Origin of the sequence: Nonomuraea recticatena, assembly GCF_039533245.1 — a bacterium.
Lineage (GTDB): Bacteria > Actinomycetota > Actinomycetes > Streptosporangiales > Streptosporangiaceae > Nonomuraea > Nonomuraea roseola.
In genome coordinates this window covers 231,567-249,952 of record NZ_BAAATE010000010.1, presented here as the reverse complement: position 1 = coordinate 249,952, position 18,386 = coordinate 231,567, and the positions used below count along the sequence as shown (strand labels likewise).

General features: G+C 70.8%; 24 protein-coding genes. 12 read left to right on the top strand and 12 right to left on the bottom strand.

Features of this window, described 5'->3' with window-relative positions; all coding sequences use genetic code 11:
- Window positions 1-6: 6 nt before the first annotated feature.
- The 3 genes from ABFX50_RS21680 to ABFX50_RS21670 form a co-directional block, all read right to left on the bottom strand.
- The gene (locus tag ABFX50_RS21680; protein ID WP_346148995.1) at window positions 7-684 is read right to left on the bottom strand and encodes a copper homeostasis protein CutC; all 678 of its coding nucleotides are present in this window, start codon (window positions 682-684) and stop codon (window positions 7-9) included.
- A 74-nt stretch (window positions 685-758) separates the two neighbouring features.
- Complete coding sequence (locus ABFX50_RS21675; protein WP_346148993.1) at window positions 759-1,337, bottom strand: GNAT family N-acetyltransferase; 579 nt, start codon at window positions 1,335-1,337, stop codon at window positions 759-761.
- 186 nt (window positions 1,338-1,523) lie between these two features.
- Complete coding sequence (locus ABFX50_RS21670) at window positions 1,524-2,246, bottom strand: GntR family transcriptional regulator (RefSeq protein WP_312895861.1); 723 nt, start codon at window positions 2,244-2,246, stop codon at window positions 1,524-1,526.
- Between the two features lie 165 nt (window positions 2,247-2,411).
- Between ABFX50_RS21670 and ABFX50_RS21665 the strand changes: the two genes are divergently transcribed.
- Window positions 2,412-2,762, top strand: coding sequence for a hypothetical protein (locus ABFX50_RS21665; RefSeq protein ID WP_183657278.1), 351 nt, complete (start codon window positions 2,412-2,414; stop codon window positions 2,760-2,762).
- 97 nt (window positions 2,763-2,859) lie between these two features.
- Here ABFX50_RS21665 and ABFX50_RS21660 read toward each other — a convergent pair whose 3' ends face one another.
- Window positions 2,860-3,228, bottom strand: coding sequence for a Zn-ribbon domain-containing OB-fold protein (locus tag ABFX50_RS21660; RefSeq protein ID WP_183657276.1), 369 nt, complete (start codon window positions 3,226-3,228; stop codon window positions 2,860-2,862).
- 3 nt (window positions 3,229-3,231) lie between these two features.
- Complete coding sequence (locus ABFX50_RS21655; protein WP_346148990.1) at window positions 3,232-4,359, bottom strand: thiolase C-terminal domain-containing protein; 1,128 nt, start codon at window positions 4,357-4,359, stop codon at window positions 3,232-3,234.
- A 183-nt stretch (window positions 4,360-4,542) separates the two neighbouring features.
- On the opposite strand from ABFX50_RS21655, the gene ABFX50_RS21650 reads away from it, so the two are divergent.
- From ABFX50_RS21650 to ABFX50_RS21620, 7 genes are read left to right on the top strand one after another with little or no spacing between them, the layout of a single operon-like run.
- The gene (locus ABFX50_RS21650) at window positions 4,543-5,067 is read left to right on the top strand and encodes a flavin reductase family protein (RefSeq protein ID WP_221242297.1); all 525 of its coding nucleotides are present in this window, start codon (window positions 4,543-4,545) and stop codon (window positions 5,065-5,067) included.
- Window positions 5,064-6,185, top strand: a complete 1,122-nt coding sequence (locus ABFX50_RS21645; RefSeq protein ID WP_346148988.1) for an acyl-CoA dehydrogenase family protein — start codon at window positions 5,064-5,066, stop codon at window positions 6,183-6,185. Before ABFX50_RS21650 ends, ABFX50_RS21645 begins: the two co-directional genes overlap by 4 nt.
- On the top strand, window positions 6,182-6,961 hold the full coding sequence (locus ABFX50_RS21640) for an SDR family oxidoreductase (RefSeq protein ID WP_346148986.1): 780 nt from the start codon (window positions 6,182-6,184) through the stop codon (window positions 6,959-6,961). Before ABFX50_RS21645 ends, ABFX50_RS21640 begins: the two co-directional genes overlap by 4 nt.
- A gap of 29 nt (window positions 6,962-6,990) precedes the next feature.
- Entirely contained in the window at window positions 6,991-7,347 is a 357-nt protein-coding gene (locus ABFX50_RS21635) for a PadR family transcriptional regulator (RefSeq protein ID WP_246452284.1), read from the top strand.
- Entirely contained in the window at window positions 7,344-8,384 is a 1,041-nt protein-coding gene (locus ABFX50_RS21630; RefSeq protein WP_346148984.1) for a hypothetical protein, read from the top strand. The genes ABFX50_RS21635 and ABFX50_RS21630 overlap by 4 nt, the downstream gene beginning before the upstream one ends.
- Before the next feature lie 34 nt (window positions 8,385-8,418).
- Entirely contained in the window at window positions 8,419-9,720 is a 1,302-nt protein-coding gene (locus ABFX50_RS21625) for a DUF2252 domain-containing protein (RefSeq protein ID WP_346148982.1), read from the top strand.
- Between the two features lie 50 nt (window positions 9,721-9,770).
- Entirely contained in the window at window positions 9,771-10,517 is a 747-nt protein-coding gene (locus ABFX50_RS21620; RefSeq protein WP_346148980.1) for an SDR family oxidoreductase, read from the top strand.
- 7 nt (window positions 10,518-10,524) lie between these two features.
- On the opposite strand, the gene ABFX50_RS21615 is transcribed toward ABFX50_RS21620, so the two are convergent.
- The 6 genes from ABFX50_RS21615 to ABFX50_RS21590 all read right to left on the bottom strand — a co-directional run bounded on the left by ABFX50_RS21615 (window position 10,525) and on the right by ABFX50_RS21590 (window position 14,473).
- On the bottom strand, window positions 10,525-10,866 hold the full coding sequence (locus ABFX50_RS21615) for an RNHCP domain-containing protein (protein ID WP_246452283.1): 342 nt from the start codon (window positions 10,864-10,866) through the stop codon (window positions 10,525-10,527).
- A gap of 209 nt (window positions 10,867-11,075) precedes the next feature.
- Window positions 11,076-11,891, bottom strand: a complete 816-nt coding sequence (locus ABFX50_RS21610; protein ID WP_346148978.1) for an ATP-grasp domain-containing protein — start codon at window positions 11,889-11,891, stop codon at window positions 11,076-11,078.
- Window positions 11,892-11,969: 78 nt separating this feature from the next.
- Entirely contained in the window at window positions 11,970-12,230 is a 261-nt protein-coding gene (locus ABFX50_RS21605; RefSeq protein ID WP_346148976.1) for a hypothetical protein, read from the bottom strand.
- An 87-nt stretch (window positions 12,231-12,317) separates the two neighbouring features.
- A complete protein-coding gene (locus tag ABFX50_RS21600) occupies window positions 12,318-12,575 on the bottom strand; it encodes a hypothetical protein (protein ID WP_346148975.1) in 258 nt (85 codons plus the stop codon).
- A gap of 154 nt (window positions 12,576-12,729) precedes the next feature.
- Entirely contained in the window at window positions 12,730-13,665 is a 936-nt protein-coding gene (locus tag ABFX50_RS21595) for an SDR family oxidoreductase (RefSeq protein ID WP_346148973.1), read from the bottom strand.
- 19 nt (window positions 13,666-13,684) lie between these two features.
- A complete protein-coding gene (locus tag ABFX50_RS21590; protein WP_346148971.1) occupies window positions 13,685-14,473 on the bottom strand; it encodes an SDR family oxidoreductase in 789 nt (262 codons plus the stop codon).
- Between the two features lie 45 nt (window positions 14,474-14,518).
- On the opposite strand from ABFX50_RS21590, the gene ABFX50_RS21585 reads away from it, so the two are divergent.
- Genes ABFX50_RS21585 through ABFX50_RS21570 form a run of 4 tightly spaced genes read left to right on the top strand, consistent with a single transcriptional unit; the run spans window position 14,519 to window position 17,724 of the window.
- On the top strand, window positions 14,519-15,250 hold the full coding sequence (locus ABFX50_RS21585; RefSeq protein ID WP_346148969.1) for an enoyl-CoA hydratase family protein: 732 nt from the start codon (window positions 14,519-14,521) through the stop codon (window positions 15,248-15,250).
- A gap of 8 nt (window positions 15,251-15,258) precedes the next feature.
- Window positions 15,259-16,032 (top strand): CoA transferase subunit A, encoded by a 774-nt coding sequence (locus tag ABFX50_RS21580; RefSeq protein WP_346149033.1) that lies wholly within the window; start codon window positions 15,259-15,261, stop codon window positions 16,030-16,032.
- Window positions 16,019-16,699, top strand: coding sequence for a CoA-transferase subunit beta (locus ABFX50_RS21575; RefSeq protein WP_346148967.1), 681 nt, complete (start codon window positions 16,019-16,021; stop codon window positions 16,697-16,699). The genes ABFX50_RS21580 and ABFX50_RS21575 overlap by 14 nt, the downstream gene beginning before the upstream one ends.
- Entirely contained in the window at window positions 16,696-17,724 is a 1,029-nt protein-coding gene (locus tag ABFX50_RS21570) for an NAD(P)H-dependent flavin oxidoreductase (protein ID WP_346148965.1), read from the top strand. Before ABFX50_RS21575 ends, ABFX50_RS21570 begins: the two co-directional genes overlap by 4 nt.
- Here ABFX50_RS21570 and ABFX50_RS21565 read toward each other — a convergent pair.
- Window positions 17,711-18,382 carry a pentapeptide repeat-containing protein gene (locus tag ABFX50_RS21565; RefSeq protein ID WP_183657238.1) on the bottom strand — a complete coding sequence of 224 codons (672 nt, stop codon included), beginning with the start codon at window positions 18,380-18,382 and terminating at the stop codon, window positions 17,711-17,713. The genes ABFX50_RS21570 and ABFX50_RS21565 overlap by 14 nt on opposite strands.
- Window positions 18,383-18,386 lie beyond the last annotated feature (4 nt).

The window sequence follows — 18,386 nt, the reverse complement described above, 5'->3', positions numbered from 1 at the left end:
CCCGCGTCAGAGGTCGCGGTCGATCAGGGCGCGCCACTGCGAGACCAGGCGGGCCTCGATGGGAGAGGTCCACGAGTCGCGCACCGCGCTGCCGACGTGGAAGGCGCGCACGCCGTAGTCGAGCAGGGTCGGGATGTGGCGCAGCTGCAGGCCGCCGCCGGCGAGGATCAGCCCCGCGTCGCCCGCCTCGGCACGGGCCTTGAGCACGGGCAGGCCGTCGGTGACGCCGTTGGGCGAGCCCGAGGTCAGGACGGTGGCCAGGTTGGGCAGCAGCCGCACCGCCCGCCAGGAGGCCTGGGTGTCGGCGGCGTGGTCGACGGCCCTGTGGAAGGTCCACGGCAGCGGCGAGACCGCGTGGATGAGCGCCTCGGTGGCGGCCAGGTCCACGGCCCCCTTGGCGTCGAGGAAGCCGAACACGAACCCTGCCGCCCCCGCGTCGGCCAGCTCCTTCACCAGCGAGCTCAGCTTGTCCAGTGAGCCGGCGCTGAAGTTGGCCTCCGTGCGCAGCATCACCATCTGAGGAAGCGGGCACTCCCTGGCGATCGCGGCGACCGTCTCCGTGGCGGGGCTGAGCCCGTCGGCCGCCATGTCGGCGACGACCTCCAGGCGGTCGGCGCCGCCCTGTTCTGCGGCCACGGCGTCGCGCACGTCGAGCGCGATCACCTCGAGCAAGGATCCGGTCATGAACCAGAGGTTATCGCCTATTTCACCCTCCTCCCGGCAGAGAGGAGGGTAGGGGTTATTTCTGACAAACCCTGTCAGGCGTTGACAAGATCCATTGTCCGGAAGAGTCCGTCCGCCGTGCTGGTGCGTACCATCGCCGGACGCTGGAACAGCGCGCCCGACGCCCGGTGCGGCAGGTCGACGGTGCGGAGGTGACGGAATCCGCGGCGCCGGTAGTAGTGCTGCAGGCGCGCGTTGTCCTTGGAGCAGTCGAGCCTGAGCCAGTCGAGCCCCGAGGCCGCGACGCTCGCGCCGGCCCAGTCCAGCAGCGCGTCGCCGAGCCCCGTGCCCGAGGCGGCGCGGGAGACGGCGAGCTTGTGGACGTACAGGGCCGAGCCCGGCTCGTCGGCGGGGGTCCAGAACTCCGCGTCGGCGTGGCCGTCGAGCGCGATGGTCGCGACGGTCGCGCCGAAGTCGCCTTCCAGCACGTAGAGGACCTGCTCCTCGATCAGCGGCTCGATGCGCTCGGGGCCGAAGCCGCCGCGCGGCCACTGCCGCACGCCCTGCCGGTGCAGCCACTCGGAGGTGTCGGCGAGGAGGGAGAGGACCCCTGAGAGGTCGGCGGGTACGGCACGCCGGAGGGTCAGCGGGTGAAGCAGGGTGTTGGAGTGCATGGTTCTACCCTTCGTTCCGATGGGTGACGGAGTGAACACGGAGCGTGTCCACTCGGTGGCGCACGGCTTTCGTGGCGATATTTCGGGGAAGAATGCAATTTGGGGGAGTATGCACGAGTCCCTAGTGCCCAGCGCGGCAGAACGATCCGCGCCCCATGGCAGGGATCACCCCCAAGCGAGCCGCTCCTAGCGGAGAGCGAGCTCGTAACGGATCAAGTGCTTGTCGGCGGGAAGCACCGACACCGCCACGCGCACGGGCGTGTCGCCGCTGTCGTAGCCGACCCTGATGTACACCACGACCGGGGTCCCGAGCTCCAGCTGGAGGCGCTCGGCCTCGGACTGGTTCGGCATCCGCGCCATGATGTCGTCGACCACGCGCACCTGCCCGTGGCCGAGCTCTTCGAGCACCCTGTTCGCCCCTCGGGCGATGTCCCCCGGCCGTTCGATCTCCGAGCCGCGGACGAGGTCTCTCGGGAAGTAGGAGTCGTTGGTGTTGTAGGGCTGTCCGTCGACGAACCTCAGCCGCCGCCTCACGACGGCCAGGTCGGCGTCGCCGAGCTCCAACCGGCTGGCGATCTCCTCGACCGGGCTGACGATCTGCACCTCGATCAGCTGGCTGGGCTCGCGTCCCTCCTGGGAGACGGCGTAGGCGAAGGCCTCGCGCACTTCGCCTGTCGGCTGCGGGGCCAGTTCCCGCTGGGGGTACATCAGCAGGGGCCTGCGGTCGCGCACGATCGTGCCGCGCCGGGGAGCACGGGTGACGAGGCCCTCGTTCACCAGTTCACCCAGGGCAAGTCTGACGGTATTGCGACTTACGCCGTACTTGTCCTGCAAAGTGGCTTCTGTGGGCAATTGCGCCCCAGGGCCGAGGTCGCCGGAGTAGATGGCCCTTCGCAGATCCGAAGCCACCTGCTGATACAGCGACGACCGTGCCACTTTCACCCCTTTTGTTCCAACAATTTAGACGATCTGGTTCTGGCTAGCTACAACCCCTTGACCGCACGGCCTTGACAGCCCCATCATCCATTCGTTGGTACAAATCCATCGAAAGGTCGGGCGAGGGGGTGACTGCCGGTGTCGCCGGTCCGCGCGGGCACGCCGTATGCGACGCAAGCGAGCTTGCGAAGCTACCTGCCCTGGCACGATCCCCGCGAGGCAACACGTTTACTGCGTTACGCGTTGCACCGCCAGGGGTTCACCCACACCTACCAGAGCAATGGGAATGGCATGTCCGTGCTTTCCGTACTGACCGAGGTGACCGTGTGGTGCAAAGACGGATCATTCATCTGGAATGAGGATGGATCTCCCGTCACCCACCCGATCGACGATCCGGTAGGCGCGGCGCACCGCATCGCCGAGCGTTATCGGCATCCAACTGCAGACGGTCACACCCTCACCGACTCCGTGCGCGAGCACTCGGCTTAGGACCCCATCCCTCGCCGGGGTCCTGGGTCGACGCGCACGGTACGGAGGCGCGTCCTGGCGGGTCCCCCACGCCCGCCAGGGCGCGCTCTCCCCTTCGTCAGGTGGCGTGGCCGCCGGCGTCCTCGGGGCGCCACTCGATCGACGGCCGCTCGGTGAAGACGGCGACCACCCGCTCCCCCTGGCGGGGCTCCCGCTCCCCTCGCCAGGTCCCGTACATCACGCACCCCCGCGCCTCCGCGGGCCGCACCCTCACCACGGTGAACGGCTCGGGCGCGCGCCAGCGGCTGACGATCCAGCTCTCCACCACTCCCATCGGCGCCAGCGGCGCCCATGACCAGCCCTCGGTACGGCAGGCGGCGCAGAACGCCCGCGCGGGGAAGCGCGTCAGCCCGCACGCGTCGCACCGCTGCACGGCGAGCACCCCCGTGGCCGCCAGCTCCCACCACTCGGCCGAGTCCCTGTCCACGACTCACCCCCTCCGCAGGATCAGCGCCGACGTGGCGGGCAGGATGTGACCGGGCTGGGCGGTGGACAGCGCCACCTCCGCCCCGTCGACCTGCCGCTCGCCCGCGTCGCCGCGCAGCTGTGAGACCGCCTCCGCGACGTGGTTGAGCCCGTGGACGTATCCCTCCGACAGGAACCCCCCGTGCGTGTTGACCGGCGGGCCCTCTCCCGAGGCCGCGAAGGGGCCGCCCTCCCCCTTGGCGCAGAAGCCGTAGTCCTCCAGCTGGACGATCACCGAGTAGGTGAAGCAGTCGTACAGCTCGGCGACGTCGATGTCCGTGGGGCCCACGCCCGCCATGCCGTACAGGCGCGGGGCGAGCGCGGCGGCCGCGGTGACGGTGGGCTCGCCCGGCGCCAGGAAGGAGTCGCCGCCGCCCCATGCCGCTCCCGAGACGAGGACGGGAGGGCGGCGCAGGTCTCGCGCGCGCTCGGCGGTGGTCACCACGACCGCGCACGCGCCGTCGGTCTCGAGACAGCAGTCGAGCAGGCGCAACGGCTCGGCGATCGGACGGCTGGCGAGGTAGTCGTCCATGGTGATCGGCTCGCGCATCAGCGCGCGGGGATTGCTCGCCGCGTAGGCGCGCTGCCTGATCGCCACCCGCCCGAAATCCTCCGCCTTCGTGCCATATTTCAGCATGTGTGTGCGGGCGTACATCGCGAACTGCTGCACGGGCGCGCCGTAGCCGTACGGGGCGAGATACTGCGTCTCCGGGCTCGGGTTCGGCGCGGTGCCCATGCGGAACTCCGAGCGCGCGTTGATCGCCCGGTAGCACACGACCACGTCCGCGATCCCCGCCGCCACCGCCAGCGCCGCCTGCCCGACGATCGCGTGCGAGACGCTGCCTCCGCCGAACTGGTCCAGGTGCCAGGTGGGCGCGTGGATCCCGAGCGCGGGGCCGACCAGCGAGGGCGCCGCCGAGTCGCCGACCCTGTGGGTGGCGATGCCGTCCACGTCGTCGGGGGTGAGGCCGGCGTCGTCGAGAGCGCTCATGACCGCCCTGCAGGCGAGGGTGAGCGTGCTGACGCCCGAGTCCTTGGAGAAGGGTGTGTAGCCGATGCCCACGAGGGCGGTGGCGTTCCGGAATTCAAGCAAGCGCTTGGCCACAATCTCGACGCTATGCGGGCCGCCGCGCGACTGTCAACGCGCGTTCTCGAGAAGACACCTACCGCGCCAAGCAAGCGCTTGGTAATCTACAGTGGTGGACAGGAGGCGCCCATGAGCACACACGCTGCCCGGCTGATCGCGGTGGACAGCTGTGACGGCAGGCTGCCTGTCATGCCGCACCACACCGTCAACGGAGCCGCGATGCAGGGGAACGGCCATCTGGACGGGCGGCGTTTCAGGTCGGTGCTGAGCAGGTTCGCCACCGGCGTGGTGGCCATCACGGCTCTCGACCCCGACACGGGCGAGCCCGCGGGCCTCGCCGCCAACTCCTTCACCTCGGTCTCCCTCGACCCGCCACTGGTCGCCTTCTGTGTGGCCCACACCAGCACCAGCTGGCCGAGGCTTCGAGCGGCCAAGACGGTGACGGTCAACGTGCTGGCCGAGCACCAGCAGCCGGTGTGCGCGCAGCTGGCGGCCAAGGGGGGCGACAAGTTCGCGGGGCTGTCATGGTCCCGCTCCCCCGGCGGCAACCCGCTGCTGGAGGGCGCGCTGGCCTGGCTCGAGTGCTCGATCGAGGCCGAGCACCCGGCCGGCGACCACGTGATCGTCGTCGCCAGGGTCCACCAGCTCGACGCGAACGCCGACGGCAGCCCGCTGGTGTTCTACCGCGGCGGTTACGGGCGCTTCATCCCATGACGCTCAGGCAGGAGGCGAGGGCCTGGCTGGAGTCGGCGCTGGCCGGTGAGTTCGCGCACGCCAGGGGGCTCGGCGGCCCCGGCCGCGAGCACGAGGGGCACGCCGTACGGCACGCGTGGGAGCGCCATCTCGGCAGGGCGGGCTGGACCTGCCTCGGCTGGCCCGAGGAGTACGGCGGCCGCGCCGCCTCCCTTGAGGAGCAGATCGCCTTCCACGAGGAGTACGCCAGGGCCGACGCCCCTGCTCGCGTCGGCCACATCGGCGAGGGGCTGATCGGCCCGACCATCCTGGAATTCGGCACCCAGGCGCAGAAGGACCGCTTCCTTCCGCCGATCCAGCGCGGCGACGAGCTGTGGTGCCAGGGCTACTCCGAGCCGGAGGCGGGCTCGGACCTGGCAGGCGTCCAGACCAGGGCGGTGCTCGAAGGCGGCGAGTGGGTGGTCACGGGACAGAAGGTGTGGACGTCGCTGGCCCATGTGGCCGACTGGTGCTTCGTGCTGTGCCGTACCGAGCCGGGCTCCAGGCGGCACCACGGCCTGTCGTACCTGCTGGTCCCGATGCGCCAGGCGGGCGTCGAGGTGCGCCCGATCAGGCAGCTCACCGGCACCTCGGAGTTCAACGAGGTCTTCTTCGACGGCGCGAGGACCGCCGCGGGCAACATCCTCGGCGCGCCGGGCGAGGGCTGGCGGGTGGCGATGGCCACGCTCGGCTACGAGCGGGGCGTCTCCACCCTCGGCCAGCAGCTCGGCTTCCAGCGCGAGCTCACGAAGGTGATCGAGACCGCGAGGAGGACCGGCGCCCTCGACGACCCGCTGGTGAGGGACGGCCTGGCCCGCTCGTGGCTGGAGCTGCGGATCATGCGGCTCAACGCGCTGCGGCCCGACACCGAGCCGACGATCGCCAAGCTCTACTGGTCGCGATGGCACCAGCGCCTCGGCGAGCTGGCCCAGGACGTGCTCGGCAAGGAGGGCCTGGTCGGCGAGCTCAACGACCTGCAGCGGCTCTACCTGTTCAGCCGCGCCGACACCATCTACGCGGGCTCGAGCGAGATCCAGCTCAACATCATCGCCGAGCGCGCGCTCGGACTGCCGAAAGAGCCGAGGACGGAGCCCCGATGACCCCGCAGCCCCCCTACCCTCGCTCGCACGGCCTGCTCGACGGCCGCGTCACGCTCGTGACGGCCGCGGCGGGCACCGGCATCGGCTACGCGACCGCCAGACGCTGCGCGGAGGAGGGCGCGACGATCGTCGTCTCCGACCGGCACGAACGCCGCCTGGCGCAGGCGGCGGAGGCGCTTGCCGAGCTGACGGGGGTCAAGCCGCTGGCCGTACCGTGCGACGTCACCTCCGAGGCGCAGGTGCGCGCGCTGTTCGACGCGGTGCTCGAAACCCACGGACGCCTGGACGTGCTGGTCAACAACGCGGGCCTCGGCGGCACCGCCGAGCTGAGCGAGATGACCGACGAGCAGTGGCACGCCGTGCTCGACGTGACGCTGACGGGCACGATGCGCTGCACCCGTGCGGCGCTGCGGCACATGGCGCCGCAGCGCTCCGGCGTGATCGTCAACAACGCCTCGGTGGCCGGCTGGCGGGCCCAGCGCGGCCAGTCGCACTACGCGGCGGCCAAGGCAGGGGTCATGGCGTTGACGAGGTGCGCCGCGCTGGAGGCGGCCGAGCACGGGATCAGGATCAACGCGGTCGCGCCCTCGCTGGCCATGCACCCGTTCCTCGCCAAGGTCACCACCGAGGAGGTGCTGGACGATCTGACGGCCAGGGAGGCGTTCGGCAGGGCGGCGGAGCCGTGGGAGGTGGCCAATGTGATCGTCTTCCTGGCCTGCGACTACTCGGGCTACATGACGGGAGAGGTCGTCTCCGTTTCGAGCCAGCGCGCCTGATATCTTGCTTGGCAGGGTATAGTGGAGCCATGAATATGACGGAGCCCATGTTCTTGGCTCTGACCGCCCTGGTGGACGAGCCGCGCCACGGCTACGGCATCGTCCAGGAGGTCGAGCGGCTGTCGGAGGGCAAGGTGCAGCTCAAGATCGGCACTCTCTACGGCGTCCTCGACCGGCTGGCCGCCGAAGGCCTCGTCGAACTCGACCGCGAGGAGGTGCAGTCGGGCCGGCTGCGCCGCTACTACCGCCTCACCGACTCGGGCGAGCACGCCCTGCAGTCGGAGGTGTCCAGGCTGGCGGGAACCCTGCAGACCGCCACCGAACGACTGAGCGCCCGCAGGGGCGCCGTCGCCGTCCGCCCCTCGATCGCCGGAGGCGCCGCATGAGCCTGCTCGAACAGCGCTACCGCTTCGTCCTGCGCATGCTGCCCGCCTCCTACAGGGCAGAGCGCGAGGAGGAGATGGTCGACGCCTTCCTCGACGCCGCTGGAGACGTCCGCGACGAGGACAACCTCAGGCCCGGTCTGCCGGAGGTCGCCTCCGTCGCCGGGCTGGCGGTCAGGACCAGGATCGGCGGCCTCGGCGCCCCGCCCCGCGCCAGGGCGACGGGCGACGCCGTCCGACTGTTCGCGCTGCTCGGGCTCGGCCACCACGCCGCGCTGGCCTGGGACAGCCTGGCCGCGCGGCTCGCCGCCTTCGGTCTGGTCGGCTCGGAGCCCGACTACGTCTACAGCGGCGCGGGGCAGTGGGTATGGGCCCTCCTGTCGGTCGCGCAGGGCCTGGTGTGGGCGGCGGCGTTCGCCATGCTCGCGCTCGCCAGGGTGCGGCCCGCCAAGGTGCTCGCGGTGACGGGCCTTGCCGCCTCGGTGCTCATGTACGCCGTCCTCGGCATGATGACGCCCGAGACCCTCGACTGGAGCCTCCTGGCGTTCCTGTTCGCCACCGCGCTGCCCGTCGTGGCCCTGCTGACCGCCTACCACGCGGACGCGCCGCCGGTGCGGCCCTCCGTGCCGCTGACCGCGGCGCCTCTGGGGGTGGCCGTCCTCTACCAGGCGCTCGCCCTGACCGTCGGGCCGCGCGTCGCGGACTCACCCGTCGAAACCATGGGATGGCTGGCGCCGTGGCTGGACCCGCAGGGCGTGGCCATCGCCGCGCTCCTGGTGGCGGGGATGGTGTGCCTGACCAGGCGCGCCCACCCCTCCCTCCTGCTGGCCCTGGCCATCGCCGCGGTACCGATGATCGTGCTGAGGGCTCCCTTCGACTACCTCGGCGCCCAAGGAGCCTGGGTCCAGGCGATGGCCCTCACCATGTTCGCCCAGGCCGCCGTGCTCGCCGTCCTGGCCGTGGCGCTCACCGTCGCGGCCATGCGCGCCCTCCCGCGCGTCGAGGGCGTCCCAGGGGTCGGTCAGGGACGTTCCGCCTAGTCAGAGCGGGGACGCGCGGCCTACTGTGCGAGGTATGGCGTCACAGAGCCGCGCGTCCCACCTGCTCGATGTCCTGCTGACCGAGTTCGGCCCCTCGATCGAGCGCGACCCGCTCTCCTTCCAGCGCAAGTTCAGGAAGATGGCGGGCTCGGCCTTCGCCTTCTACCGGGGCAGCGCAGCCCTCTTCTACGCCGACCTGACCGGCGACCACGCCGACGACTCCTTCCTCGACGGGCCGACCAGCAGGGTGTGGATCCACGGCGACCTGCACGCGGAGAACTTCGGCACCTACATGAACGCCTCGGGCGTCCTGGTCTTCAACGTCAACGACTTCGACGAGGCCTACGTCGGCCCCTACACCTGGGACCTCAAGCGCTTCGCCGCCAGCGTGGCGCTGATCGGCTACGGCAAGGCGCTCTCGGACGAGGCGATCACCCGCCTCGTGACCGACTTCGGCGACGCCTACCTGACCGAGCTGACGGGCATCGCGAAGGGCGGCGACGACGCGATCGGCTCCCTGACGCTGGCCACCACCTCGGGCGTGCTGCACAGGGTGCTGCAGACGGCCAGGCTCAACACCCGCGTGGCCATGCTCGACGTCGAGACCGTGATCGACGACTACGACCGGCGGTTCGCGTTCATGGACGGACGCGAACCGGTCTCGGCCAGGACGCGCGCCGCGGTGCTCGACGCCTTCGAGGACTACCTCGGCACGCTGCCGGGACAGGCCGATCCCATGGGGCACCTCATCAAGGACGTGGCGCTGCGCAAGGGCGTGGGCATCGGCTCGGCGGGGCTGCCCTCCTACAACCTGCTCCTGGAGGGACGCTCGCAGGCGCTGGAGAACGACGTCATCCTCTACATGAAGCAGGCCCAGGTGCCCGCCGTGGCCAGGCACATCGACGACGCCAGGGTGGCGGCCTACTTCAGGCACCAGGGCCACAGGACGGCCGAGTCGCAGCGGGCCCTGCAGGCCTACGCCGATCCCTGGCTCGGCTACACGACCCTCGAAGGGGTGGGGCAGTTGGTGGCGGAGGTCTCGCCGTACTCCGCCGACCTGGACTGGGAGGACGTCAACGAGCCAGGCGAGCTGCGCTCGATCATGCTGGACCTCGGAAGGGCGGTGGCCCGCATGCACTCGGTCGCCGACGACGAGTCCAGCCACGACCTGGTCGACTTCTCGACCGAGGAAGCGATCGTGGCGGTCGTCGACGGCGACAGGCCGGGCTTCGTCGGGATGCTGGTGGACTTCGCCCACCGGTACGGCGCGCAGGCTCGCCAGGACCACCAGACCTTCGTCGACCTGTTCAGGAACGGTCGCATCCCCGGGCTCTGACAGATGCCGACTCTGGCGACCGACCGGTCGGTATGGCATGCTCCCAGAACATGACTCTGTTCTCCGTGGAAGGCAAGACGGTCGTCGTCACCGGCGGCTCCAGGGGCATCGGGCGAATGATCGCGGCCGGGTTCGTCGCGGCGGGCGCCACGGTCTACATCTCCGCCCGCAAGACGGCCGAGGTCGACAAGGCCGCCGCCGAACTCGGCTGCACCGCCGTGCCCGCCGACCTGTCGACGCCCGAGGGCGTCGACGCGCTGGCCGAGGCGGTCGAGGGGCCCGTGCACGTGCTGGTCAACAACGCGGGCGCGACCTGGGGCGCGCCGCTGGAGGAGTACCCAGGGCACGCCTTCGACAAGCTGTGGGGCATCAACGTGAAGGGCGTGTTCCACCTGACGCAGCGCCTGCTCCCCCGCCTGCGCGCCGCGGCCACCCCTGACGATCCCGCCAGAGTGATCAACATCGGCTCCGTGGACGGCATCAGGGTGCCCGCGCTGGAGAGCTACGCCTACTCGGCGACCAAAGCCGGGGTGCACATGCTGACCAGGCACCTGGCCAGGCAGCTCGCGCCCGAGCACATCACGGTCAACGCGATCGCGCCAGGGCCGTTCGAGTCGAAGATGATGGCCTTCGCGCTGGACGACCCCGCCACCCGCGAGCTGGTCGCGGGTGGCGTGCCGCTCGGCAGGATCGGCCGCCCCGACGACATGGCCGGGGCGGCGATCTTCCTGTCCTCGCGGGCGGGCGCCTACCTGACGGGCACGGTGATCCCGGTCGACGGCGGGATCACCGCCTGAACGGCTCTCACAGGCTGGCGAACCAGTCGAGGGGGAAGGGCGGCTGGGCGAGCGGGGCGACCGCCAGGCGCATCAGGGTGAGCGGGTTGTCGTCACCGGCGATGCGGTTGGCGTCCAGCTCGCCGCAGAAGGTGCAGCGATGGATGAGCTGCCATTCGCCGCCCTGCCGTACGTGGATGGCGATGGGGGCCATCCCCGCGGAGCAGTCGGCGGCGCGGTCGCCCGGCGTGCGGTCGACATGGCGCGACCACAGGCAGGTCGGGCAGTGGTTGCGGTGGCGGGTGCCTGGAGCGTCCATGGAGACGTCGAGGCGGCAGTTGACACAGCGGAACGAGCTCTGACGAGGCAACGGAGTAACACCTTCGGGCGATGACGGACGGGACGACGCGTGCCGTCACCACGCCAGGCGGGCTCAGCCCCGCCGGATGCTCCGGCGGGGGTGCGGCTCCGCTCGAGGGCGCGTGACGGCGACCTCGTGGCGCGCGGTCATCAACATTCCCCCTTCGAAGGCTCGCCCGCAGTCAACCAACCGGAGCCCGCCCGCCGCAACGGGTTTTCTCAGAGGAGCTCGCCCAGGGCCCTGGTCAGGTTGCCCACCGCGGCTTCGCTGTGGCTCAGGAACAGGTAGGGCTCGGTCAGCTCCAGCTCGATCAGCACGGGCCTGCCGTCGGGGAGCCTGACCAGGTCCACCCTGGCGTAGAGCAGGTCGCCCGGCACCTCGGCGAGCACCTTCTCGGCCAGTTCGAGCTGGTCGGGAGCGGGCGTGCGCAGTTCGGCGCGGGCCAGGTCGGCCTGGGTCTGCCCGGGAGCGAGCATGGGGTTGCGCCGTACGGCGTGGCTGAGGACGCGGTTGAAGTAGAGCAGCGAGGTCTCGCCCTCGGCCTCCACCATGTCGAGGTACGGCTGGATCATCGGCGTGCGACCCTCGGCCTCGAGCTTGGCGGCATGCGCCTTCGCGGCGGCCCTGTCGCTCGTCCTGATCGTCGCCTTGGCGCCGGCGGAGATCGCGGGCTTGACCACGTACTCGTCCCACTGCGGAAAGTCGCCCGAGGACCAGTGGGTCGGCACGATCGGCACGCCCATGTCACGCAGGTAGGTCTTGTCGGTGTTGGCCTCGATCACCGCCGCCGGGTTGAGCAGCTTCGTCACACTGCCGGCCCGATGGGCCCAGGCGACGAACTCCGCCCGCCTCTCGACGTAGTCCCACACCGAGCGGACCACGGCGGCGTCGAACGCGCTCCAGTCGGCCTCGGGGTCGTCCCACCTGACCGCCCTGCCCTCGATGCCCGCCTCCCGCCAGGAGGCGAGGACGAGCTCCCGCTCGTCGTCGTTGCCATCAGGGTCATCAAAGGTTACGTATGCACAGATAGTCACTCAACGGATGGTACGGGGCCGGACAAACGGCGCGAGCCGGGCCTGGGACGACCCGGCTCGCACGCTCATCGGGATCGGTCAGTCGTCAATCGCGACCCTGACGCCGACCCAGCTCCGGTTGGTGCCGGTGACGGCGTTGCCGTTGATGTTGTTGACGTTGGTCGAACGGCTCGTGCCCACGTTGCCGGCGAACACGTTGCCGAAGTTGTTTCCGGACTGCGACGCCTCGCTGTTGCGGCTCGCGTTGCGCGTGTCGGTGTCGGCACTCGCGGGAGCGCTCATGAGGGTGGCGCCGGCGGCGGCGACGACGATTCCGGTGACGCAGAGCTTCTTGAGCATCTCGACTTCCTTCCAGATCACGGGTGGTGGAGCGTTCCCGCACGGCGGAGCCGGCGGGCGGGGAAGGTATGGGGAAGGCGTGGCGGCTTAGTAGAAGATGTAGGTCACCGAGATGCTGCTGTCGGAAGCAGTCGTCGCGATGCCGTTGATGTTGTTGACGTTGGTGGAACCGCTGGCGCCGCGGTTGACGGCGGCCACGTTCCCGAAGTTGTTGCCGGACTGCGAGGAGCCGATGTTGCGGCTCCAGTTGCTGGTCCAGTCGTCGGCGTGTGCCGGGGTCCCCACCAGGGTGACGCCCGTGGCCGCTGCCAGTACGGCACCGGTCGCGCACAGCTTCTTGATCACTTCAGCTCCTTCGCCAGTGTGGCGTCGCGGGCAGAGGCGCGCGTGGGGCCCTGCGCGCGACTGCCCTTTTGACTCCGCTTGACCCGGTGGGGTCAAAGCCAAAGCGAGCATATAACTGAGGGTAGGGAAAAGGTAGCAGTGAGTAATCAGAAGATTATTCTGCGCCTGGCCCTCCTGGCCCTCCTGACGCTCCGTACACCGGCTCCGGGTCCGGAGCCTCGGCCATGAGTCTCGACACCGCTTCGCCCACCTCGGCGGCGTCCCAGCGGGCGCCGCGGTCGACGCCGGGACCGTGGGCCCAGCCCGTGGCGAGGGAGATCCTGCCGCCCTCCACCTCGAAGACCCTTCCCGTCACGTGCCCGGACTCCGTCGAGCCGAGCCAGGCGACCAGCGGGGCCACGTTGGCGGGGTCCATGGGGTCGAAGCCGGTATCAGGTCTGGCCATCTCGCCCGCGAACACCTCCTCGGTCATCCGGGTCCTGGCGGCGGGGGCGATCGCGTTGACCGTCACGCCGTAGCGCGCCAGCTCCGCGGCGGCGACCTGGGTGAGCGTGGCGATGCCGCCCTTGGCCGCCGAGTAGTTGCCCTGGCCCACGCTGCCGAGCAGGCCCGCGCCCGAGGAGGTGTTGATCACTCTCGCCTCGACCCGCTCCCCCGCCTTCGAGCGCTCGCGCCAGTGGGCGGCGGCGTGGCGTAACGGCAGGAAGTGGCCCTTCAGGTGGACCCTGATGACCTCGTCCCACTCGTGCTCGGTCATCGAGACGAGCATCCTGTCGCGCAGGAAGCCGGCGTTGTTGACCAGGACGTCGAGCCTTCCGTAGGCGCTGACGGCCATCTTCACCAGCCTCGCGGCGCCGTCCCAGTCGGCCACGTCGTCGCAGTTGGCCACCGCGTACCCGCCGAGCGCCTGGATCTCCTCGACCACGGCGAGCGCGGGCGCGCCCGAGCGCCCTCCGCCGTCGCGGCCCGTGCCGAGGTCGTTGACGACCACCTTGGCGCCCTGCCTGGCGAACTCCAGCGCGTGCTCTCTTCCGATGCCGCGGCCCGCGCCCGTCACGATCACGACCCGGCCTTCGCAGATCCTTGTCACACGGCCTCCTGCGCCTTGGTTATCGGGAGATTCCATCAGATGCGACCCACTTCCAGGCAGGGGTCTCGCCGCCTCCGTGCACGAGGATCTGCGCGCCCGTCACGTAACCGGAGCCCGCCAGCCACAGGCAGACCTCACCCACGTCGGACGGCCCGGCCATCCGCCCTGCGGGAATGGTCGCGCTCATCAGCTCCGACCTGCCCCCGTAGTGCTCGGCCGCGTTCTCCGTCTCGGCCAGGCCGACGACGACCGTGTTCACCCTGACGTCGGGGGCCCACTCGGCGGCCAGGCAGGCGGCCAGGTGGTGCAGGCCCGCCTTGGCCGCGCCGTACGCGGAGGTGCCGGGAGAGGGGCGGGTGCCGCTGGTGCTGCCGATCATGATCACCGTGCCCCGGGTGGCGGCCAGGAGCGGGTGGGCGCGCTGGGCGACCAGCAGGGGGGCGATGAGGTTGAGCTCGATGACGCGGGCGTGCAGGCGGGGCGAGGTCCCCGCGACCATCGCGTACGGCGCGCCGCCCGCGTTGTTGACCACCACGTCGAGGCGGTCCAGGCCCGTGAAGAGCTGTTCGAGGTCCTCGGGATCGCGTACGTCCGCCCGCACGAACCGGGCCACGCCGGTGCGGTCGTCCGACGCGGGAGCCGGGGCCCGCGGATGCAGTGGGGCGGTGACGGGCGCGTCGGGCGGGGTACGGGCGCAGACGATCACGGTGGCCCCCGCGGACAGAAAGGCGCGGGCGATCCCCCTGCCGAGCCCCTTGGTCCCACCCGTCACCAGGACGACCTTGCCGGTGTAGTCGAAGGCGATCACGGATGCTACGGTACCAAGCAAGCGTTAGGTATCGACAGGAGCGCCATGGCCATCACGACGCACTCCGGGCCGATCGCCGAGGTGGTCGTCGACGTCCCCCCGGTCAACGCCCTGCGCGTGCGCGACTGGAACGACCTGGCCCGTGCCGTACAGACGGCGGGGCAGGACCCCTCGACCAGAGTCGTGGTGCTGCGGGCGGAGGGACGCGGGTTCAACGCGGGCGTCGACATCAAGGAGATGCAGGCGACGCGGGGCCACACCGCGCTGGTCGAGGCGAACAGGGGCTGCTACCGGGCCTTCGCCGCCGTCTACGACTGCGAGGTGCCGGTGGTGGCCGCGGTGCACGGCTTCTGCCTGGGCGGCGGGGTCGGCCTGGCGGGCAACGCCGACATCGTGCTGGCCAGCGAGGACGCCTACTTCGGGCTGCCCGAGGTGGACAGGGGCGCGCTGGGCGCGGCGACGCACCTTGCCAGGCTGGTGCCGCAGCACCTCATGCGCGCCATGGTCTACACGTGCAGGAACGTCACCGCCCATGAACTGCACGCCTTCGGCTCGGTGCTCGAGGTGACCCCGCGCGACAGACTTCGCGAGGCGGCTCTGGCCGTCGCGCGGGTCATCGCCGAGAAGGACCCCTACGTGATCCGCCGGGCCAAGGAGTCGCTCAACGGCATCGACCCTGTGGACGTCAAGCGCAGCTACCGATTCGAGCAGGGCCTCACCTTCGAGCTCAACCTCGTGGGCGCGGGCGACGAGCACAGGGAGAGGTTCCTCGGGTGAGCAAGGTCATGACGGCCGCCGAGGTGGCGGCGCGGATCGAGAGCGGGATGACCGTCGGCGTCGGCGGCTGGGGCTCGCGCCGCAAGCCGATGGCCCTGGTCAGAGCGCTGCTCGACACCCCCGTGACCGACCTGACGATCATCTCGTACGGCGGCGCCGACGTCGGCATGCTGTGCGCGGCGGGCAGGGTCCGCAGGGTCGTCGCCCCCTTCGTCACCCTCGACACCATCCCGCTGGAGCCCCACTTCAGAGCCGCACGGCAGCAGGGCTCGATCGAGTTCGTGGAGTACGACGAGGGCATGTTCATGTTCGGCCTGCTCGCCGCGGCGCACCGGCTGCCGTTCCTGCCGACGAGGGCAGGGCTCGGCTCCGACGTCATGCGGGTCAACCGGGGGCTGAGAACGGTGCGCTCGCCGTACACGGAGGAGGACCTGGTGGCGGTGCCCGCGCTGACCATGGACGTGGCGCTGGTGCACCTCAACAGGGCGGACCGGCGGGGCAACGCGCAGTACCTCGGCCCCGACCCCTACTTCGACGATCTGTACGCCAAGGCAGCCACGAGCTGTTACGTCTCCTGCGAGCGGGTCGTGGACAGCGCGGACCTGCTGAAGGAGGGGCCCGTCCAGTCGCTGCTCATCAGCAGGACGTTCGTCACGGGGGTGGTCGAGGCGCCCGGAGGGGCCGGGTTCACCTCGTGCGAGCCCGACTACGGCAGGGACGAGGCCGAACAGCGGCGTTACGCGACGACCCCATGGCTGGAGTACCACGATGAGCAGGGCTGATGTGTGCGTCGTCGCCTGCGCGGAGGCGTTCAGGGGCGACGGGGAGATCCTCGCGGCGGGGATCGGCGGGCCGATCACGACGCTGGGGGCGCGGCTGGCCAGGATGACGTTCGAGCCCGACCTGCTGACCACCGACGGGGTCTGCCACCTGACGGGCGACGATCCCCAGGTGACGGAGGGCTGGCTGCCCTTCCGCGACCATCTGTGGCTGGTGCTGACCGGCAGGCGGCACGTGTTCATGGGCGCCTCGCAGATCGACAGGTCCGGCAACACCAACATCTCCTGCATCGGCGCGTGGGAGCGCCCGAAGGCGCAGCTCCTCGGCGTGCGGGGGGCGCCGGGCAACACGGTGTGCTGTCCCACGAGCTACTGGATCCCCCGCCACTCCCCCCGCGTCTTCGTCGAGAGGGTGGACATGGTCTCGGGCGTGGGAGGGCCGCTGCTGCGCAGGGTGGTGACGAACCTGGCGGTGCTCGACCTGCGCACGCCCGACGGCTCGATGCGGCTGGTCTCGGTCCATCCGGGGGTGAGCGTCGAGGAGGTGGTCGACGCGACGGGCTTCGAGCTGGTGATCCCGCCCGACGTGCCCACCACCCGCGGCCCCACCGAGGAGGAGCTGCGCGTCCTGGAGGCGCTCGACCCCGGCAACCTGCGCGAGGCGATGTGAGGACCGCGCTCACCGACCTCGTCGGCTGCCGCCATCCGATCGTCCAGACCGGCATGGGCTACGTCGCGGGCGCCCGCCTGGCCGCGGCCACCTCCCGCGCGGGAGGGCTCGGCGTCATCGCCGCCGCGACCATGTCGCTCGAGCAGATGACGACGGCGATCCGCGAGGTGAAGCACCGCACCGACCAGCCCTTCGGCGTCAACCTGCGCTCCGACGCCGCCGACGCGGCCGAGCGGGTCGAGGTGCTGATCCGCGAGGGCGTCCGCGTGGCCTCCTTCGCCCTGGCCCCGCGAAGGGAGCTCATCGCGCGGCTGAAGGAGGCGGGCGTGGTCACCATCCCGTCCGTCGGCGCGCGCCGCCACGCGGAGAAGGTCGCCGCATGGGGCGTGGACGCGGTGATCGTGCAGGGCGGCGAGGGCGGCGGGCACACCGGGCCGATCCCCACCACGCTGCTGCTGCCCCAGGTCGTCGACTCCGTCGACATCCCCGTCATCGCGGCGGGCGGCTTCTTCGACGGCCGCGGCCTTGTGGCGGCCATGGCGTACGGCGCGGCGGGCATCGCCATGGGCACCCGCTTCCTGCTCACCCGGGACTCCCCCGTCCCCGACGCGGTCAAGCGGCTCTACCTCGACTCCACCGACACCCTGGTGACCCGCAAGGTGGACGGCGTGCCGCACCGGGTGCTCGCCACTCCGTTCGTCGCCTCGCTCGAACGCACGAGGCTGCTGCGCGCGGTGGTCAACGGGGCCCGCTTCAAACGGCTGTCCGGGCTGACCTGGGCGCAGCTGATCGGCGAGGGCCGCAGGATGCGGCGGGGCAGGGAGCTGACCTGGGCCCAGGTGCTGCAGGCCGCCAACACCCCCGTGCTGCTCAGGGCCGCCATGGTCGAGGGCCGAACCGATCTCGGCGTCATGGCCTCGGGTCAGGTGGTCGGCGTGCTCGACGACCTGCCCTCGTGCGAGGAGCTGATCACCAGGATCATGGCCGAGGCGGAGGCGACGCTGGGGCGCATCACACGACCGTGAGGCCGCGCGCCCCGAGGATGGCGTTGGCCTGCGCCTGGTTGATGACCGCGCCTGCCAGGGCGCGCACCTTGGCGTCGTCGGGCTCGCCGAGGTCGGCGCCGCGCAGGTCGGCCTTGGCGAACACCGCCCTCAGCACCTTGGTGCCGGTCAGGCGGCAGTCGCTGAAGACCGCCTCGGTGAAGTCGCAGCCCGACAGGTCGGCGTCGTCGAACCTGATGCCTTCGAGCAGCTGACCGCGCAGCGTGCAGCCGCCGAGGTTGGCCATGATCAGGTTGGAGCGGGAGAGACGGAAGCCCGTGCCCCTCGATCCGGTGAGCGAGGCGCCGATCATCCGGCAGCCGGTGAACGAGGCGTCGGTCATCAGCGCGCCGCCGAAGTGCGCCGAGGACAGGTCGACGTCGGTGAAGGCGGCGTCGAGCAGGTCGGCGTCGGTGAACCTGGTGCGCAGCCCGCCGCCGCCCGTGAACACCGCGCCGTCGAGGTCGGCCTTGCGGAAGTCAGTCTGCTCCAGCACGCACGACTCGAACCTGGCCCCCGCGAGCGACGCTCCCCACAGGTCGGTCTCGGTGAGGTCGCACTCGCGGAAGACGTGTGGCTCGTCGCCCTTCAGCCGCTCGGTCAGTGATGTGCCGGAGAGGTCCTCGCCGTCGAAGTTCACGACG

What these genes read in the sequence shown, in the direction of transcription:
- ABFX50_RS21680 (WP_346148995.1), bottom strand. Translation starts at nt 684, where the DNA reads ATGACCGGATCCTTGCTCGAGGTGATCGCGCTCGACGTGCGCGACGCC.
- ABFX50_RS21675 (WP_346148993.1), bottom strand. Translation starts at nt 1,337, where the DNA reads ATGCACTCCAACACCCTGCTTCACCCGCTGACCCTCCGGCGTGCCGTA.
- ABFX50_RS21650 (WP_221242297.1), top strand. Translation starts at nt 4,543, where the DNA reads ATGCCGCACCACACCGTCAACGGAGCCGCGATGCAGGGGAACGGCCAT.
- ABFX50_RS21645 (WP_346148988.1), top strand. Translation starts at nt 5,064, where the DNA reads ATGACGCTCAGGCAGGAGGCGAGGGCCTGGCTGGAGTCGGCGCTGGCC.
- ABFX50_RS21640 (WP_346148986.1), top strand. Translation starts at nt 6,182, where the DNA reads ATGACCCCGCAGCCCCCCTACCCTCGCTCGCACGGCCTGCTCGACGGC.
- ABFX50_RS21635 (WP_246452284.1), top strand. Translation starts at nt 6,991, where the DNA reads ATGAATATGACGGAGCCCATGTTCTTGGCTCTGACCGCCCTGGTGGAC.
- ABFX50_RS21630 (WP_346148984.1), top strand. Translation starts at nt 7,344, where the DNA reads ATGAGCCTGCTCGAACAGCGCTACCGCTTCGTCCTGCGCATGCTGCCC.
- ABFX50_RS21625 (WP_346148982.1), top strand. Translation starts at nt 8,419, where the DNA reads ATGGCGTCACAGAGCCGCGCGTCCCACCTGCTCGATGTCCTGCTGACC.
- ABFX50_RS21620 (WP_346148980.1), top strand. Translation starts at nt 9,771, where the DNA reads ATGACTCTGTTCTCCGTGGAAGGCAAGACGGTCGTCGTCACCGGCGGC.
- ABFX50_RS21605 (WP_346148976.1), bottom strand. Translation starts at nt 12,230, where the DNA reads ATGCTCAAGAAGCTCTGCGTCACCGGAATCGTCGTCGCCGCCGCCGGC.
- ABFX50_RS21585 (WP_346148969.1), top strand. Translation starts at nt 14,519, where the DNA reads ATGGCCATCACGACGCACTCCGGGCCGATCGCCGAGGTGGTCGTCGAC.
- ABFX50_RS21580 (WP_346149033.1), top strand. Translation starts at nt 15,259, where the DNA reads ATGACGGCCGCCGAGGTGGCGGCGCGGATCGAGAGCGGGATGACCGTC.
- ABFX50_RS21575 (WP_346148967.1), top strand. Translation starts at nt 16,019, where the DNA reads ATGAGCAGGGCTGATGTGTGCGTCGTCGCCTGCGCGGAGGCGTTCAGG.